This window comes from Enterobacter cloacae complex sp. ECL414, from assembly GCF_021869685.1.
Taxonomy (GTDB): domain Bacteria; phylum Pseudomonadota; class Gammaproteobacteria; order Enterobacterales; family Enterobacteriaceae; genus Enterobacter; species Enterobacter kobei.
Genome location: NZ_CP091481.1, coordinates 3612427 through 3630095, shown reverse-complemented (window position 1 = coordinate 3630095; position 17669 = coordinate 3612427). Strand labels below are relative to the sequence as shown.

The 17669-nt window shown below is 54.5% G+C and carries 22 protein-coding genes and 2 pseudogenes; all 24 read left to right on the top strand.

All coding sequences use genetic code 11. The annotated features are described in order from the left end of the window. Window positions 1-145: 145 nt before the first annotated feature. The 24 genes and pseudogenes from L3068_RS17420 (at window position 146) to L3068_RS17310 (ending at window position 17668) form a co-directional block, all read left to right on the top strand. A complete protein-coding gene (locus tag L3068_RS17420; RefSeq protein ID WP_058690842.1) occupies window positions 146-748 on the top strand; it encodes a hypothetical protein in 603 nt (200 codons plus the stop codon). 198 nt (window positions 749-946) lie between these two features. Further along, window positions 947-2563 (top strand): terminase large subunit, encoded by a 1617-nt coding sequence (locus L3068_RS17415; protein ID WP_236904744.1) that lies wholly within the window; start codon window positions 947-949, stop codon window positions 2561-2563. Window position 2564: 1 nt separating this feature from the next. After that, window positions 2565-4034 carry a DUF1073 domain-containing protein gene (locus L3068_RS17410; RefSeq protein ID WP_236904743.1) on the top strand — a complete coding sequence of 490 codons (1470 nt, stop codon included), beginning with the start codon at window positions 2565-2567 and terminating at the stop codon, window positions 4032-4034. A 70-nt stretch (window positions 4035-4104) separates the two neighbouring features. Then, a complete protein-coding gene (locus L3068_RS17405; protein ID WP_137579982.1) occupies window positions 4105-4638 on the top strand; it encodes a phage head morphogenesis protein in 534 nt (177 codons plus the stop codon). Window positions 4639-4676: 38 nt separating this feature from the next. Further along, window positions 4677-5096, top strand: coding sequence for a hypothetical protein (locus L3068_RS17400; protein ID WP_137579936.1), 420 nt, complete (start codon window positions 4677-4679; stop codon window positions 5094-5096). 53 nt (window positions 5097-5149) lie between these two features. Then, on the top strand, window positions 5150-6421 hold the full coding sequence (locus tag L3068_RS17395) for a DUF2213 domain-containing protein (protein ID WP_137579938.1): 1272 nt from the start codon (window positions 5150-5152) through the stop codon (window positions 6419-6421). 11 nt (window positions 6422-6432) lie between these two features. Continuing rightward, the gene (locus tag L3068_RS17390) at window positions 6433-6936 is read left to right on the top strand and encodes a structural cement protein Gp24 (RefSeq protein WP_137579940.1); all 504 of its coding nucleotides are present in this window, start codon (window positions 6433-6435) and stop codon (window positions 6934-6936) included. An 11-nt stretch (window positions 6937-6947) separates the two neighbouring features. After that, a complete protein-coding gene (locus L3068_RS17385) occupies window positions 6948-7895 on the top strand; it encodes a DUF2184 domain-containing protein (protein ID WP_016247459.1) in 948 nt (315 codons plus the stop codon). A gap of 45 nt (window positions 7896-7940) precedes the next feature. Beyond that, window positions 7941-8351, top strand: a complete 411-nt coding sequence (locus L3068_RS17380) for an STY1053 family phage-associated protein (RefSeq protein ID WP_137579944.1) — start codon at window positions 7941-7943, stop codon at window positions 8349-8351. Beyond that, window positions 8323-8733: a DUF4054 domain-containing protein gene (locus L3068_RS17375; RefSeq protein WP_137579945.1), complete on the top strand. Its 411-nt coding sequence runs from the start codon at window positions 8323-8325 to the stop codon at window positions 8731-8733. Before L3068_RS17380 ends, L3068_RS17375 begins: the two co-directional genes overlap by 29 nt. Beyond that, on the top strand, window positions 8730-9236 hold the full coding sequence (locus tag L3068_RS17370) for a hypothetical protein (protein ID WP_236904742.1): 507 nt from the start codon (window positions 8730-8732) through the stop codon (window positions 9234-9236). The genes L3068_RS17375 and L3068_RS17370 overlap by 4 nt, the downstream gene beginning before the upstream one ends. Continuing rightward, complete coding sequence (locus L3068_RS17365; RefSeq protein WP_032666025.1) at window positions 9236-9640, top strand: hypothetical protein; 405 nt, start codon at window positions 9236-9238, stop codon at window positions 9638-9640. The genes L3068_RS17370 and L3068_RS17365 overlap by 1 nt, the downstream gene beginning before the upstream one ends. Then, complete coding sequence (locus tag L3068_RS17360; protein WP_032666023.1) at window positions 9633-10178, top strand: phage neck terminator protein; 546 nt, start codon at window positions 9633-9635, stop codon at window positions 10176-10178. Before L3068_RS17365 ends, L3068_RS17360 begins: the two co-directional genes overlap by 8 nt. 3 nt (window positions 10179-10181) lie before the next feature. After that, entirely contained in the window at window positions 10182-11327 is a 1146-nt protein-coding gene (locus L3068_RS17355) for a DUF3383 family protein (RefSeq protein WP_236904741.1), read from the top strand. A gap of 11 nt (window positions 11328-11338) precedes the next feature. Then, window positions 11339-11779 carry a DUF3277 family protein gene (locus L3068_RS17350; protein WP_000257260.1) on the top strand — a complete coding sequence of 147 codons (441 nt, stop codon included), beginning with the start codon at window positions 11339-11341 and terminating at the stop codon, window positions 11777-11779. Between the two features lie 3 nt (window positions 11780-11782). Further along, window positions 11783-12235 carry a phage tail assembly chaperone gene (locus tag L3068_RS17345; protein WP_137579950.1) on the top strand — a complete coding sequence of 151 codons (453 nt, stop codon included), beginning with the start codon at window positions 11783-11785 and terminating at the stop codon, window positions 12233-12235. Window positions 12236-12258: 23 nt separating this feature from the next. After that, window positions 12259-12423, top strand: a complete 165-nt coding sequence (locus L3068_RS17340) for a DUF6889 family protein (RefSeq protein ID WP_023229521.1) — start codon at window positions 12259-12261, stop codon at window positions 12421-12423. Further along, window positions 12413-13951 (top strand): annotated as a pseudogene (locus L3068_RS17335) (lytic transglycosylase); the annotation flags it as partial. The gene L3068_RS17340 and the pseudogene L3068_RS17335, both read left to right, overlap by 11 nt. Window positions 13952-14068: 117 nt before the next feature. Continuing rightward, a pseudogene (locus L3068_RS25460) lies at window positions 14069-14629 on the top strand (lytic transglycosylase domain-containing protein); the annotation flags it as partial. Then, window positions 14629-15216: a phage baseplate protein gene (locus L3068_RS17330; RefSeq protein ID WP_236904739.1), complete on the top strand. Its 588-nt coding sequence runs from the start codon at window positions 14629-14631 to the stop codon at window positions 15214-15216. The pseudogene L3068_RS25460 and the gene L3068_RS17330, both read left to right, overlap by 1 nt. Further along, window positions 15216-15518 (top strand): phage baseplate plug family protein, encoded by a 303-nt coding sequence (locus L3068_RS17325; protein WP_236904738.1) that lies wholly within the window; start codon window positions 15216-15218, stop codon window positions 15516-15518. The genes L3068_RS17330 and L3068_RS17325 overlap by 1 nt, the downstream gene beginning before the upstream one ends. 2 nt (window positions 15519-15520) lie before the next feature. After that, the gene (locus tag L3068_RS17320) at window positions 15521-16582 is read left to right on the top strand and encodes a hypothetical protein (RefSeq protein WP_236904737.1); all 1062 of its coding nucleotides are present in this window, start codon (window positions 15521-15523) and stop codon (window positions 16580-16582) included. Window positions 16583-16585: 3 nt separating this feature from the next. Next, window positions 16586-16927 (top strand): STY1065/STY2022 family phage-derived protein, encoded by a 342-nt coding sequence (locus L3068_RS17315; RefSeq protein ID WP_236904736.1) that lies wholly within the window; start codon window positions 16586-16588, stop codon window positions 16925-16927. A gap of 168 nt (window positions 16928-17095) precedes the next feature. Beyond that, window positions 17096-17668 (top strand): hypothetical protein, encoded by a 573-nt coding sequence (locus L3068_RS17310; RefSeq protein WP_236904735.1) that lies wholly within the window; start codon window positions 17096-17098, stop codon window positions 17666-17668. Window position 17669: the final 1 nt, after the last annotated feature.

Genomic DNA, 17669 nt, shown 5'->3' with positions numbered 1-17669 from the left:
CGCATTTTTACCCCCTCTGATATGCCGCACTTGGCACCAGAAGGGACGCGGCCTGCACGCCAGAATTTACCGCGTGATACGCCGCACCCGGATCGGAGAAATTGGATTTTGAACAAAAAATAATCACATTGACTTAGGCGGAAGTATGGCTCCTAAAAAAAGCTTCAGAAAAGCCTACGTCGGTATCGTTATGGACATGGCATTAGCCCGTAGCAAAATCAGCAATCGGATGGTTGCTCAGCGCTTAGGTGTGGACGAGACGACGATCCGTCGCTGGCGTAAAGAGAATATCGAGTTTGAGCGCGCTTTCACTGAGGCTCGCGAAGCTCTCAGAGAGAAAATAAACCGCGTCGCCGGTAAGAGCCTGGACGTTCGTAAACGTAAGGTTGTCACCACATCGCCGGATGGTGTGAAAACCACGATTGAAGATGTGCTGCCCACGCACAACGATATTGCTGTTTTCTCAAAGGTGCTCGGTCTTGGTACCAGCGTCTATAGCGAGGAAGAACGTCAACGTGATGTGCTTCGCGAGGTGATGAAACACAAGGTGGCCGGGAAATACTCCGCACTGGAGGCGGCGCAGCTGCTTGAGGCTGAGGGGGTAAAAGTTCCGGCAACCCTGCTTATGGAGCTGGGAGCACCGAAGATTTTCGAATCGTTCAACAATATGGACGAGGCAGCCAAAGCCGACGCGGCGAACCTGACCCCGCAGGAAGCCGCAGATATCTACAAAAAATACCTGGGCTGAAATTTGCAAAAACAGGCGTTTCGAACCGTAAAAACGCTATGCACTTTTTGACCCGTTTTATGCACGTTTTATTCATCCCGATTTGACCACTTTTCTGTTCAAAATAGAGGCTTCACGCGGTTTGCGTGATGGGTGCTGTTGCGCCAGTGCGGGTAACGACCATTATGTTAAATCGGGGCATTTTTAAGGAATTTATCTGTGCCGATCCCGTTCCCCTTTGACTTCCGCAAACCGGACTATACCGCCGTGTTTGAGTGGAGAATGGAGAGGCTGGAGCGGATCAGGAAAGCGCCTGAGATGCTTCCGGCGCTCCGTGAGTTTTACCGCACTAACCCGGCCCAGTTCATCATTGACTGGGGCATGACGACGGACCCGCGTAACCTCGATTATGGTCTGCCTGCCACCATCCCGTTTTTGCTGTTTCCCCGCCAGGAGGAATGGATTAACTGGATCATGGACAGGCGCGCCAATCTTGAGCATGGACTGACAGAAAAAAGCCGCGAAATGGGGCTTAGCTGGACCTCTATCGGTCTGGCCTGTTCGCTTTGCCTGTTCAACAAAGAAATGGTGATCGGGTTCGGCTCCCGTAAAGAGGAATATGTCGACAGTACCGGCGACCCGAAAGCACTTTTCTGGAAAGCGCGTAAGTTTGTCGAGCTGCTGCCGGTAGAGTTTCGCGGTTCATGGAGTGACAAAAAACATGCTCCTTACATGCGCGTGGAGTTCCCAGAAACGGGCGCGGTCATTAAGGGAGAGGCTGGCGATAACATTGGCCGCGGTGACCGTACCACGCTCTATTTCGTGGATGAGTCGGCATTCCTCAAACGGCCATTACTCATCGATGCTGCGCTCTCTCAGACGACCCGCTGCCGTATAGACCTCTCATCCGTCAACGGCATGAATAACCCGTTTGCCCGTAAGCGCCACAGCGGAAATATCCCGGTGTTTACGTTCCACTGGCGCAGCGACCCGCGCAAGGATGATGAGTGGTACCGCAACGAATGTCTGAAAATTGATGATCCGATTATCGTTGCTCAGGAACTGGACCTGAACTACAGCGCATCCACAGAGGGGATTCTCATTCCTTCTGAATGGGTACAGGCTGCCGTCGACGCGCATATCAAACTGGGTATTCAGCCCAGCGGCCAGCGCCTCGGCGCAATGGATATCGCAGACGAAGGGAAAGACAAAAACGGCTTTTCTTGCCGCTATGGCTTCCTTCTGCAGAACGTTCATGAATGGTCTGGCATTGGCAGCGACATCTACGCCTCTGTCGTTAAATCGTTTGGGTACTGTGACGATTACGGTCTGGATGAGTTCCGTTTCGATGAGGACGGTCTGGGTGCCGGTGCGCGTGGCGATGCTCGCGTGATAAACGAGCTCAGGCAGGCTGAAGGCCGGGGAACAATCACAGCTACGCCTTTCCGTGGTAGCGGTAGCGTATTCGATCCGGAAGATGAAGCCGTTCCTGGTGATAACGGTAAAGCGGCACGCCTGAATAAAGACTTCTTCGCGAACGCGAAAGCACAGAGCTGGTGGCATCTTCGCAAGCTGTTTCGTAACACCTTCCGCGCGCTGAACGGGATGGACTACAACCCCGACGAAATCATTTCGATAAGCAGCGAGATAGAAAATATTGACCGCCTGCTGATGGAGCTTTCACAGCCTACGTGGTCGAAAAACGCCGTTGGTAAAATCCTCGTGGATAAACAGCCGGAAGGCACAAAATCGCCGAACCTCGCTGACGCCGTAATGATTAATTACGCGCCGATGGATTCCTCTCTTGATACCTGGGCCAAACTGGCCGGAGCGTGACATGTCCCGTAAGAAACGCCAGAACGGCGCACAAAAGCCCGTTGCGACAGCTGACGGGTACAACAATTTCACGGCCAAACTTGGCAGCGATACCAGAAACATTCAGACGGGCGGAATGTATATGCCCGGCTACATCAGCCGAAACAGGGTGATGCTGGAGTTTGCGTATCGTTCATCGTTCCTCGTAGGAGCTGGTGTTGATGCGATGGCCGATGATATGACCCGCAAGGGGATTAACATCAGCTCAAAGCTGAAGCCCGGCCAAAAGGGCAAGCTCGAAACCTTCTGGGATGAGCTCGCTATATGGGATGGGCTTAACGATAACCTTAAATGGTCACGGTTGTACGGTGGCGCGTTGCTGGTGGTCCTGATTGAAGGACAGGATATGTCCTCCCCTCTGAAGCTGGATCGCATCAAAGAGGGGCAGTTTAAAGGTGTAATTAGCCTGGACCGATGGATGGTTAACCCGAGCTATTACGACCTTGTTACTGAATACGGTCCTGAATTCGGCAAGCCAAAATATTACAAGGTGATCACTAATCAGCAGGGTATTCCTCCCTGGAAGATTCACCACTCACGCCTGATTCGCATGGAGGGCGATACGCTACCGTTCCAGCAGGCCCAAACGGAAAACGGCTGGGGGATGTCTGTTGTGGAGCGCATTTTCGAGCGTATCGAGGCGTTTGATACTGCGACGGTCGGCACCACTCAGCTGATCCACAAAGCACATCTGCGCACATACAGCATCGAAAAACTACGTGATATCCTGGCTAAGGGGGGCGACCTTGAAAAAGGGTTTATGAAACACATGGATATGATCCGTGAGTTTCAGACTATCGAAGGAATGACCCTTATGGATTCCAGAGATACGTTCCAGACCCACAGCTACACGTTCGCGGGTATCGCGGATGTCCTTCTGCGCTTTGCTGAACAGGTTTCTGGCGCGACGGGAATTCCTCTCGTTCGTCTGTTCGGGCAGTCACCTGCAGGTTTCAACACCGGCGACGGCGATCTGGAAAACTACTACAGCCGGGTTAACTCGCTGCAGGAGAGACGCTTACGCCGACATATCCGCTGGCTGCTCGATATCTCCTGGCGTTCTCTGTTCGGTGAACCACTACCTGACGATTTTACTTTTGAGTTTAACAAGCTCTGGGAGATGTCAGACGTGGACCGCGCAACGATGGCGAATAATGTGGTTACTGCACTCGGTACCGCCGTTCGTGACCTCGGGATGCCACCTGCAGCAGCGCTTAACGACCTCAGGAACATTTCTGATGTGATTGGCATCGGTGGTTCTATCACTGACGAGGACATAGAAGATGCGAAGGCCCAGTGGGAGGAGGATGAACCTGAAACCATCCCTCCGCCGCCGTTCGGAGATCCAGTATCGAAAAAGCCTGTTGGCGATAGCAAACCAGATAGGGCAGATCGTCGATGGTACCTACGATGGTTCACAGGCCAGCGCTGATAGCATTTCGAAAACGCTGGTGGACTATTCCGAGGTAATCAGCGACTGGGCAGAGCAGGTCGGGCGAAGGATGTTTGCCCAGGTAGAGCAGGAGGAATGGAATCAGTGGAAATCGGTATCAGAGGAAATCGGCGCTGGCCTGCGCGATGTGGTGGGTAATACTCCCGTCGGGCAGGTGGCGCAGGATATCGTTTACCGCCAGATTCAGCTGATGAAGTCCCTGCCGCTGGAAGCAGCCGATCGCGTGATGGACATACAACAGCGCGCAATGCAGGCGGTTATCACTGGCGAACGTCCGGACGAGCTCTACGAGATGATCATGGCCTCCGGTGACGTGGCAGCCAGCCGGGCGCAGCTGATAGCCCGAACTGAGATTGGCCGCGCTACCGGCGCGCTGACTCAGGCCCGAGCGCTATCTTTGGGTTCGGAGGGCTACTGGTGGCGCATCCACGGCGCAGGCACGCGCAAATCTCATCGCGGCATGAAGGATAAATTCGTGCGTTGGGATGACCCTCCCACACTCGACGGCATGACCGGCCACGCTGGATGTCTGCCGAACTGCGAGTGCTGGCCTGAAGTGCAGATTCCCGAGCCGAGAAAATGATTCATAATAAGTCATTCTCAACTCAGTAGGGATGACATATGAAGCAGAAGTTAGAGCAGTTGAATGGATTTGAGTACACTCATGAGCGACATAATTTTAATGGTCAATGGGTGTTTTTTTGGCGTTTCAAACCGATAGATCAACCAGTGTGGTGTCCTTTCACTCTTCCCAGCGGTAACGCCAAAAAAGCTGATGTGATAAGCCTCTTAACCGACAAAGAATCAGCAGCTAATCATTATAAAGTTTGGCTGGATAGGGCCAGCGATGTTGAAGCAGCCCAGCTTCGTCTCAGTAGAGCTCGCTCCCATCTTGAAAGAATTTCTGATCCTAATTGGGGCGGTAGTGGCAGCAACCCTGATAAGGATGCGCGAATAACTCGACAAGCTCGCTCAGAGATGGAATTTGCAGAAAGAGATTTAGAATCAGCAATACGAATACGAGAACAGATAACCAATTAAACGAGGCCGCCACTGAGCGGCTTTTTTATTGCCCGCAATTCAGCAGGTAACTCATGAAATATTTCTTCACTACCCGCCTGGGCGAAACACGATATCTGACTGCGGACGGCTCTCTGCTGTGCAAAGACGTTCCGATCGCACGTACAGGAACGCAGGTCTATTTACCTGAGGAAATCGACCTCGAACCGGACGGCACCGGCACGGTGACGGTCTGGCGAACAGAAGACGAGGTGTTTTCCCCGGAGACGATGGCGAGCTTTGAGGGCGTAGCCGTCACGCTGGGGCATCCAGAGGACAGCCTGGGCAACATCGTTTTCGTGAACCCTTCTAACTTCGCAGAGCTGGCGCACGGACACATTCAGAACGTCCGGCGCGGCACCGGCGATAAATCGGATCTGCTCATTGCTGACGTGCTTATTAAACGGCAGGAAGCAATCGACGCGGTGAATTCTGGCCTGACCGATGTCAGCTGTGGTTATGACGCGCAGTACAAGCAGCTGGCACCCGGTAAGGGCAAGCAATACCAAATCACAGGTAACCACCTCGCTGTCGGCATCGACCGGGGGCGTGCTGGTGGCCGCTGTGCAATCGGGGATTCCATCCCATCAACAACAAAGGAGAAGCCTGTAATGTCATGGCTTAAAAAACTGGCTCAGGCCATTAAGACGAAAGATGAGGATGCACTGGCAAAACTCATCGACGAAGCGCCGGATATGCCGTCTGATGGCATGCCTTCAATCCCCGGTTCCTCTATCACCATCAACATTCCTTCACAGGCCACAGCCTTACCTGAAGGCAATCGCACCACTACGGACGAAGGCGATCCGAACAAAGACAAAACCGGCACCGGCGATGAAGAAATTCCGGCGTGGGCGAAAGCGCTACTGGTTCGTCTGGAAAAGCTGGAGGGTAAAACCACCGACGCCGATCCGGACCCGGGCAACATGACCACCGACGAAGACGAAGAAGAAAACCGCAAAGTGACGGGTGATGCAGCCTTTAAGCGCAACCTGATCGCCGATGCGGAAATTATCTGCCCTGGCTTCCAGCCTGCTGGCGATAAGAGCCTGAAGCGTCAGGTGCTGAGTCATGCAATGCGCACCGGTGACAGCCTGAAATCGTTCGGAGTGGATGATTTCTACAAAGCGCCAAAGGCTACGGTCGATGCGGTGTTTACTGCCGCTGTGGCGCTGCATAAGGCGAAAAATCAGCTGGTCCCGCTTAACAATGCTACCCGCACCACTGACCGGGCAACCAGCACCAAGCACCTTTCCCCGGCAGAACTGAACAAGCTCAACGCCGAGTTCTGGGCAAATAACAAATAAGGTAAATCATCATGGCAGGTACTGCATATTTAACGCGCATGCCCCTGGGCATTGCCGGGGGCGTTACCCGTCCTCGTGATCTCACCATTGAGCCGGTGAACCTGGACCACTCGAAGCAGTTTTCGTCCTACGGTCTGGCTGGTAAATACGTGAACGATAAATTCGTTCCACTGGAAAGCGGCGATACCGTCGACAAAGTGAAGGGGATTCTGGTTCGTCCGTTCCCGATTACCTCTGCTCTGGACCTTGCTTACATTGGTGTGACGGTTAATCAGGTTGGTGACAACCTGAAACGTGGTTACATCTGCGTAACTGCTACCGCAGGCAACGCGGCGACCGCGAAAAAAGGCGATCCGGTTTACGTTCGCGTGGCTGCTGGCACCACTCAAAGCCCGGTTGGCTCCTTTGTGCTGTCTCCGGACTCTACCGCATCAAATACACCTCAGCTGCCAAATGCAGAGGTCATGGGGCCGGGTGAAGCCGACGGCCGTATTGAAATCGCTTATAACATCTGAGGGAATAATTAATGTTTACAATTGACAGAGCGACCATCGACTCCACCGGCGCGTTTCTTGTCGGCGAACTGGAGCGCATGGATCAGACGCTGAACATGCCTTTAGTGTCCTACAAATGGTCACGCGACATGCCGCTGCGCAGCGATATTTCTATCGCTGATGAAGTGTCATCCTTCACTAATACCGATTTCGTCGGCGTTGGTGGTCCAAACCCTAACGGTAAAAACTGGATCGGTAAAAAAGCCACTGCCATTCCTGGTATCGAGCTCGATATTCAGCCTACCCGTAACAACCTCACCTTGTGGGGGCAGGAAATCAGCTGGACGGTGCCGGAACTGGCTTCTGCCCAGAAACTGGGCCGTCCGGTTGATGTCCAGAAATACGAAGGCATGAAGCTGAAGTGGAACATGGACACCGACGAACAGGTTTATATCGGTGATAACGAGCTCGGCGTTGCTGGCCTGCTGAACCTGCCGGATGTTACTCCTGTTGCTGCAGCTGCAGCGTGGACCGCAACCACTGATCCGGATGTGATTGTTCAGGATATCAACCTGGTGCTGTCTGATGGCTGGGTTCGTTCTGGTTATGCGGTCTGCCCGGCAAAAATCGGCCTTGCGCCGGAGCTGTTCGGCCTGCTGGCGAGCAAAAAGGTTTCCTCTGCAGGGAATATCTCCGTGCTGGAATACGTGAAGATTAACACCATCGCGTTTCAGGAAAACGGCACACCACTGGAGATCGTCTCCATGAAGTGGGCCTCCAAGCGTGGCGCTGGTGGCGCGCATCGTATCGTTGCTTACACCCAGGACGAAAAATACGTTCGCTTCCCTATGGTTCCTCTGCTGAACACGCCGCTGGAGTATCGCGGGCTGCAGCAGTTGACCACTTACTACGGCAAGCTGGGCCAGGTGGAAACCCCGTATTCCAATACGATCTCTTACCTGGACGTTCCGGCGTCTTAACCTGAAACAGGCGGGGAAACCCGCCTTTTTTTATGGAGCAAAAACATGAAATACGTTGTTTCCGGTGGCGCGACTCTCAGCTTTGCCGACGGTTCTAAATTTGAGCTGTCTCAGGGTATCCACGACAGTTCCTCTTTCCCGAAAGAAGTTAAGGACCACTGGGCCTTTAAAGCCTATGCGCGCCCGATTGACGAAGCCGACCTGGCGAACGAGCAAAGCAATGAAGACCTTTCCGCGAGCCTTGTTCTTCTGGCAGAAGAAAATAACACCCTTAAAGCGCAGCTGGCTGAGCATGAAAAAACCATCACCGCGCTGGGGAATGAAAACACAGACCTGAAAGCGCAGCTGGCAGCCGCTCAGGCACCAGCAGGCGGTAAACCTGCCGAAAGCACGGACAAAACCGATAACACCGGCGGGGACGCGAAAAATGCCAAAAAACAGCAGGCTTCCGACTAACAAGCAGTTCCGCACCGACTTTCCCGAGTTTGCCGATACAACCCGCTACCCTGACCCCTCAGTGAATTTCTATCTGGGGCAGGCCGATTCGCTTCTGAATCAGGACGTACAAGGCGATCAGTTCGTCTACCTGGCCGAACTATTCACGGCTCACTATACGGAGCTGCGCGGCCGCACGCTGGCCGCCGCTGCCGCTGGTGGTGTGAACAGCAATGGCGCAGCAGGTGTCGTGTCCTCTAAATCAGTGGATAAGGTTTCAGTGAGCTATGACGTGTCCGGGGTAATCAATCCGGATGCCGGTTTCTGGAACAGCACCGCCTACGGGCGCGAGTTCTACTGGTGGTGGTCGATGTTCGGCGCTGGGGGCAGGCAGTTGCTATGAAAAGCGGGTTAACGGTTCGCGCTGATAACGCCGTGGCTGTTCTGGAATCCCTCCGGCAGCTATCCGGAATGGATGTGCTGGTGGGAATACCTGAGGACAAGGCAGGGCGTGAGGATTGCTCCCCGATTAATAACGCGGAACTGGGCTACCTTCACTCGACGGGCGCAACGGTGGAAATCGACGGTACAACGGTCACGCTTCCCCCGCGTCCTTTTCTGGATATGGGGATCGAGGATTCAAAACCCCGAACCACTGCGCACCTGAAGGCAGCGGCAACCGCCGCGCTGGAGGGGCAGACTGAAGCAGCAGTGCGTGAGCTGGAGAGCGCCGGACAGATTGCCCGTGATGCTGCAAAAGCTGTTATCGGTGCTGGCGACCGACTGCACCCGCTTTCTGAGAAAACCCTCGAACGCAGACGCGCCGAAGGCATTCCCGGCGACAAGCCGCTGTATGCCCACGCTTACCTGCTGCGCTCAATTAACTACGTCGTGAGGAAAAAATAATGCCTCTTCTCGATGTGAGCGATGTTCTTCTCGATCCCGACTTCATGGACACCAGTCTGGTGTGTCACCGGCAGGTTCAGACGGTGGATGAGGACAATTTCACGAAAAACACCGCTCAGGATATTCCATTCTCTGGCGTGGTGACGGTTGACCGTTCTCTGGAAGCCAGGCGAATGGAAGCAGGCCAGAACATAAGCGGCGCGATCCTCATCGTGACGCAGTTCAGATTAACCCAGGGCCAGCCCGGTTCAGACAGCTCCCCGCGACTTGATGCAGATATCGTGACCTATAGCGGACGCGACTATCGCGTGACGTTCGTCGACCCGTACACCCGTTACGGTGCCGGATTCGTCCAGGCACATTGTGAGCTGGTGGACTTTAACGGAGGGACGCCAGTTGAGTAACGACAGCACCGCGCGCGGTTATCTGACGCCTGTCGGGGATCTCCCCCAATACGACGAGGCGCTGGAGCGTGAAATCAGCCGGTGGATTCGTGGTGTTTCTGGCCTGCCGGCTGCGCTTGTTTTCCCCCGATGGACTGACCCGCAGCCGCAGATCCCCAACAACGGGGTTACGTGGTGCGCCTTCGGTATCACTACTGTTCCCCAGCCGTTAAGTCAGTCCGATGTTCAGGTTTCGGAAGAACAGTCCGAGCAATGGACATGGGAGCAGGTCACGGTGATTTGCTGCTTTTACGGCCCTCTGGGGGCCAACATTGCATCAACTTTCCGCGCGGGGATATTCGTCGAGCAGAACAACGCCGAGCTGAACCGCTCGGGGCTTTCGCTGGTGGATGCCGGGACTATCTACAACCTGCCAGAGCTCATTAACAACCAGTGGGTGAGGCGATACGACCTCACCATTACGCTTTCTCGCAAAAACATTCGTACCTATAACGTCCGGACGCTGCAAGATGCGCCCGTCTCATTTTTCGGAGACTAAATTATGCCGCAGGGATTACCTGTATCAAACGTCGTTAATGTCGACGTGATCATTGGGCCGCGTGCGGCTACTGGTCGAAACTTTGGTTCGCTGCTCATTCTCGGGAGCTCAACGGTTATCCCGGTCACTGAGCGCCTTCGACTTTATTCTTCTGTAGAGGATATCGGCTCTGATTTCGGCGTGGATAGCCCGGAATATGACGCCGCCACGGTGTATTTCTCACAGTCACCGAAGCCTCAGCAGGTATATATCGGCCGCTGGGCGAAAACGCTGGAATCGGCTGAAAGCGGATCGACGGAAACGCTGCTGCAGGCCGTGAACGCCGTACTGAATTACACGAACTGGTATGGCCTGGCCGTGGCTGACGATGAAGATATCGACGATGCCGATTGGCTGAGTGTGGCCGCAGCGATCGAGGCTTCCAGTCTCAGCCGCATTCTGGCGATTACCACTACAGACCCGGCCTCAGTTGATGCGACATCGACAACCGATCTGGCTTATAAGCTGAAGGCTGCAAAATACGCTCGCACGTTTGTGCAGTATTCCACCAGCAGCAAGTACGCCGCGCTGTCGGCGTTTGGCCGCGCGTTTACCGTGAATTTCAACGGCAGCAACACCACAATTACCCTGAAGTTCAAACAGGAGCCGGGGATCACGTATGAAGCCCTGACCACCAATCAGGCGGCGGCGCTGGATGCCAAGAACTGCAACGTGTTTGTGTACTACCAGAACGATACGGCAATCCTGCAGCAGGGCGTCATGTCCAGCGGTGATTTCTTCGATGAACGCCACGGGCTCGACTGGCTGCAGAACTACGTTCAGACCAACCTGTATAACCTGCTCTACACCAGCACAACCAAAGTCCCACAGACCGATGCTGGCGTTACGCGCCTCCTTTCCAATGTCGAACAGTCGATGGATCAGTCTGTCACAAACGGGCTGGTGGCTGCCGGTGTATGGAATGGCGGCCCGATCGGGCAGCTGGATTCCGGCGATACGCTGACAAAAGGCTATTACGTCTACGCGCAGCCGATTTCCGAGCAGGCGCAGGCAGACCGCGAAGCCCGTATGGCACCGGTTATTCAGGTGGCCTGTAAGCTGGCGGGTGCGGTTCATTTCGCTGATGTTCAGATCAACGTCGTTCGCTAAGGAGAACATGAATGGCTACTTATTCTTTTATGGACGTTACGGCGTCCCTCTCCGGCCCGACCGGCGAGATTGATCTGGGCTACGGTTCCGCCAGTTCAGAGGAGGGGATCACCGTTGCAATGGGCGGCCCCAAAAACACCATGACCATCGGTGCTGACGGCGAAGTGATGCACAGCCTGCACGCGGACAAAAGCGGCACGGTAACCGTCAACCTGCTGAAAACCTCGCCGACAAACAAAAAGCTGTCGCTGGCGTACAACGCGCAGAGTCAGTCCTCAGGCACCTGGGGAAACAACGTCATTGTGATCCGAAACAAGGTGAGCGGAGACATCATCACGGCGCGCAGCGTGGCGTTCCAGAAACAGCCGGATAACGCCAACGCTAAGGCCGGTAATACGATGCCCTGGGTGTTTGACTGCGGCAAAATCGACCAGGTACTCGGAGAGTTTTAACAAATGGAATGCTCAATCAAAGGCCACGATTACCGCGTGGCAAAACTCAGCGTTTTTGACCAGCTGAAAGTTACCCGTAAGCTGCTGCCGGTACTGGCGGGCATGATGTCAGATTTCGGGAGCATTCGCTCCCTGTTGCCTGCTGATGGCAAAATCGACACCGTGAAATTCGATCAGTTGAAACCGGTATTTGAAACCCTGCTTCCGCGTATCGCTGAGGAACTGTCTTCCCTGACCGAAGAAGACACCAACGCGATTATTCATCCTTGCCTGTCCGTAGTATCACGTAAGCACATGGACGGATGGACGCCGGTATTTAACAGCGGTCAGCTGATGTTCGATGATATCGACCTGCTAACCATGCTGCAGCTGGTGGCGCGGGTGGTCGCCGATTCGCTGGGAAATTTTTTGCCCGTGAGCCCTACCAGCGCGACGGCGGACCAGCCTCAGGGCTAACCCTCAACAGCCTGCCTGACGGGCTGTCTTATCTCCTTGACCCGGTTGACGCCGGGTTAATCCCTTATTACGCGCTGAAGGATGGATCTGTCGATCTGTGCGATATCGCGCTGATGAATGACCACCTGGCCGTTAAGGCTGACAACCAGCGCCGTATAGAGAAATGGAGAGAGGATAATGAACGCTGAGACTATTAAAGATTTCCTCGTCTCGCTCGGTTTTGATATCGACGAAGCAGGCGCGGAAAAGTTCGATTCAGTCCTCGCCGGCACGACCGCAAACGCCATCAAAATGGGGCTGGCCGTCGAAGGTGCCGCGCTTACCGTAGTGGCCTTTACGGCTAAGATCGCCTCCGGGCTCGATAACCTCTACTGGGCGTCACAGCGCACCGGCGCGACGGTTCAGGGGATTCAGTCTATTGGCTATGCGGTTTCGCAGGTGGGCGGCAGCGTGGACGCGGCGCGCTCCTCTCTGGAAAGCATCTCCCGGTTTGTTCGTAACAATCCCGGCGCGGAAGGCTTCCTGAATCGCCTGGGCGTACAGACCCGTGACGCCAGCGGTAACATGCGCGACATGGCCGCTATCTTTACGGTTGTCGGCCAGAAGCTCAGCAGCATGCCGTATTACCGGGCTAACCAGTATGCGCAGATGCTGGGCATTGACGAAAATACCCTCATGGCGATGCGCCGGGGTGTCGGTGGTTTCTCCGGGCAGTACAGCGCGATGGCGAAGGCTATCGGCTTCAATGCTGACGAGGCGGCCAGAAGCTCCAACAAATTCATGACCTCCCTGCGCGAGTTCGGCGCGATGGCAGGCATGGCCCGTGACAAAATCGGCTCTAATCTTGCTGGTGGCCTGGCGGGTTCGCTGGACACGCTGCGCCGTCATATCCTGGATAACTTCCCGCGTATCGAGCAGACCCTGACGAAAGCCATAAAAGGCATCCTGGCGCTCGGGGACATTATCGGGCGGCTGTTCTTCCGGCTCATTGAGGGGACATCAGACCTTATTACCTGGTGGAAATCACTCGACAAGCAAACGCGGGAACTGATCTCGCTGTTTGGCGCGCTGACGATTGCGCTGCGCATTCTGAACAGCACGTTCTGGATGTCACCTGTCGGCCTCATTACCGCGCTGGCGGCGGGAATTGCCCTCCTTTGGGAGGATTATAAAACCTGGAAGGAAGGCGGCCAGAGCCTGATTGACTGGGGCAAGTGGAAACCGGAAGTCGACGCCGCGCTAAAAATGGTCCATGACCTGCAGGGGACCGTTAACGATCTGGCGAAAGCGCTGGCGAAGCTGCTCAACATTGACCCCAAATCATGGTCCCTGAAGTGGGATTTCAGCAACTTCATCGACCAGATGGGCGAGTTCAGCAGGATGCTGAATATGATCGCCGACCTGCTGAACGCCATTAAAGACGGTCGCTGGGCCGATGCGGCCAGTGTTGGCAGGCAGCTACTGAATCAGGGGAGTGATAAACCGTCTGCAATGCCAGAAGTGACGGACAGCGCTAACCAGACGGCGGAGTGGTTGAACGACAAGCTGGGATTTGATCCGCGCAATGTCGGTAAAACCCTCAAAGGCTGGCTGTTTGGTAGCGAGGCTGGAGAGGGGCGCGGGATTCATGACGACCAGCGCGACCCCCAGATTGATGAGCTGAACGGCACGCAGGAAAAATCACGGAAAGAGGCTGCTGAATATCACGGCCGTAGTACCGGAGTGCTCGGCAAAATTGCAGAGGGTATTAAGCAAATTGCTGATGGAATGTTCCCGACTGCAGAGGCGGCAGCATTCACCCCCACAGATGCGAGTGGCTTACCTCTTGCAGGCGTAAAGCAGCCGCAGCCATCAAAAGCAGGCTCTGAGTTGCTGGGATGGATGCAACCGATGCTCACCAGCCTGGAACAGCTCTACCGGCTTCCGGAAGGTTTGCTGCGCAGTGTGGCCATCACGGAATCGGGCGGAAATCAGTTCGCTGTTTCAGTTGCAGGCGCTAAAGGGCTGTTTCAGTTTATGGACGGCACCGCGCGTGATATGGGCCTGCGCGGGAACGACGTATTCAATCCTGAAAAGGCCGCTCAGGCGGCCGCTAAATATCTCTCGCAATTGCTGAAGGCTAACGGTGGTGACCTGAGCAAGGCGCTGGCCTCATACAACTGGGGGATCGGGAACGTGCAGAAGCACGGAATGGCCCTGATGCCGCAGGAAACCCGCAACTACATTCCTAAGGTGTTGAGTAACATGCCCGGGAAGGGAGCGCAGGTACAGCAGCAGAACACCTATCACATTTACGGTGGTGGTGATCCGCGTTCTGTTGGTACCGAGGTCGAGCGCCGGCAGCAGTCGGCAAACGCCCAGGTTATGCGCGGCAATCAAACGAAGGTGGGCTAATGGATATTCTCTCAACTCTCTTTCAACAGCAGACCCGAAAAATAGGGATGATAGTCCCCAGCGTGGTTGTTTCTGAGAAGCACACCGACACGCTGGAGATAACCGAGCACCCTGTCGAGGTTGGGGCCGCCATCGCCGACCATGCCTACAAAAAACCGTCTGAAGTGGTGATGGAGGTCGGTTTCGCTGGTGGCGGATCGCTGCTGGATTTTGCCAGTAATCTGACGGCCACCAGCCTGCTCGGTCTGAGCCCCCAGCAGACGTATCAGGAGATACTCGACCTGCAGGCGAGCCGTATCCCTTTCGATGTGGTAACCGGCAAACGGCTGTACAGCAACATGCTAATCCGCGCGCTGGAAGTGACGACAGACAAGACAACCGAAAACGTCCTGTCTGCCGTCCTCACCCTGAGGGAGGTTCTTATCTCGCAGACGCAGCAGGTCACCGTCGCGGATAAAACCAACATGAAGGACGGGGCCAGCACGTCGGCGGTACTGAATACCGGCAACAAAACCACAAGGCCGCCAAATACCTCGCTACTGAAAAGCATCACGGGTAACGCGGCATCATTACTGGGGCTCGGCTAATGGCAATTCAGGAAATCCCGCTGACAGCGGATAACCAGCAATTTAGCATCATCCTGGCAGATACCACCTGGCGGATTAGCATCACCTGGCGCGATCTGTACTGGATTTTGGACCTGCAGAACGACAGAGGGGAGCCGGTAATCTCCGGTATTCCTCTCGTAACGGGGGCTGACCTGCTGGCGCAGTACGGCTATATGGGGCTCGGCTTTAAGCTGGTGGTGGTCTGTGACGACAGCACACAGGATTATCCGACTAAAACCGACCTGGGCGGCCGCAGTCATTTACTAGTATCAACGGAGTAAGCATGTCACAGAACTGGATGAGACATTTCGAGCTGCAGCTCGTGGACGAGAACGGGCAGGGTATCGAGCTCAGCGATTTTAAAGTGACCTTTACGATCGACTGGTTCAACATCAGCAGCGCGTCACGGGTAGGAACATTCAAAATCTACAACCTCTCGGCAGATACGGTGAACCGCATCACCGGGCAGGAGTTTTCGAAAGTGCGGCTGATTGCCGGTTACGACGGTATCGCGCCGGAGGTATCGGCCAGCGACGTCGGGACTGTGCGGGAAGTCGACGCGGCGGACGTGGGCCAGAGTGACGGCCGCAACTATGGTCTGATTTTCAGCGGCGAAATTCGCTACTCGGTCACAGGAAAAGACAGCCCCATTGATTCCTACGTCCTGATTCAGGCAGCCGATACGGATCTGGCTTTTGCCACCAGCATAACCTCGCAGACCCTCGCAGCCGGTTATACGGTCGCAGACGTGAACCGAGCGCTGATGAAAGACTTCGAGGCCAAAGGCGCGACTGAAGGCCTGACGCCTGAAATGACTGCTACCGTTTTCCCCCGGGGCCGGGTGCTGTTTGGCATGACACGGCATCTTATGGATAACGTGGCCGGACAATGTGGCGCAACATGGCAGTTTGTGGACGGTCAGCGTCAGATGGTGGCGAATAACGAATATGTTCACGACGCGATTGTGCTCAACAGCGCCACGGGGCTTATCGGTATGCCGCAGCAGACTATCGGCAACGGTGTAAACGTCCGCGCGCTGATTAACCCGAACATCCGGGTTAACGGGCTCATTCAACTGGATCAGGCTTCGGTATTCCGCACCGCGCTGTCGAACAACGATATCGCTATGGCTGGTGGCCGCATCACCGACCAGAACACGGACGGAAATATCACGCTCAGCGGCACCACGGCGCAGCCTGCCAGCATCGCAACGGATGGCGTTTATATTGTGCGCGGGATTATGTACACTGGCGATACAAGGGGGCAGGCGTGGTACATGGATATGATGTGCGAAGCGCGTGGCGCGGCAGATCTGTATACGCAATCGGCTTTGCAAAGGGGATGAGCAATGAGGGGTATTATTTTTCTGTTAGCTGTCTTTTCTGCGTGCAGCGCGTGGGCGGATGGCTTCACGGTTAAATGTGGTGGCTACACAATGGTTGCAAACCAGGGCGAGTTATCGACAATCAATGGTGAAAGAGTTACCTCTCAAAAAATCACTGAGCTGGGTACCAATGGTTTGAAAGTAGACATGGGGCTTATGCCAGCCAAAGACGGCAACAACTACGGCTTTGAATACATTCGCCGTCCGGGTACCGAAACGCGTTTCCTGAACGTCCAACTGCTGCTGAACAGCATGGACGCGCCGAAAATCATCGGCTCTTTCCCGTGCAAAAAGGTTGATGGTTAACCAAAAGTTACATTTCTGCATAGTGTTGAGTTTGTTCACATTCACTAAATAATGATTTTTTATCGCTTGCTAGGTGGTTGCATGATCACTAAACTTTGCGAACTTTTAGCGCTCAGCTAACTTTGAATAAGTGGTGTATAGTCGTTTAAAACGACAGAGGGATTGGGTATGGCGATTAGCTACGCATTTGCGCTGGCAACAATTACACAACAAATGAATCAGGTTCAGGAAGCTGTAAACGGTGCTTTCAAGCCTCTGATTTCTAATGCTTGTGAACTGCCACAACGATTAGATGCTGAAGAGGCATTTCGTCGTTGTACCGCGATTGCTGCACGCGCTCAAGAAATCGAAAATACCGCGAAGGAAGGCATGTCTCATCTCGAAGCTTTTCGAAATGGGAGAATCATTGTTGATGAGCTTCCGGAAGGGTTTTTATCCCATCTCGAAGGTCTTGCTAAGGCATGCCGAAATGCCAAAGGTCATTTAGTGGATATGTTCTCTGAAGCGGAAAGATCCCCTATGTGGCAAGGCCATCTGCAAATGTTGCGCCCATTAAAACGCAAATATGTTCGTGCGTTGACAGCCGTCGAGAATACTGCAACTCAGTTGGCCGCTGAAGTTAGGCAATCGCAGCCTTTCCAGGCTGAACTCTTGTTAGATAATGTTACCCGTGAAGAGGCTATTGAACTGATCTCAACATCGCATAAGATGCTGGGAGCCGACGCCCCTAAATGGATGTGAC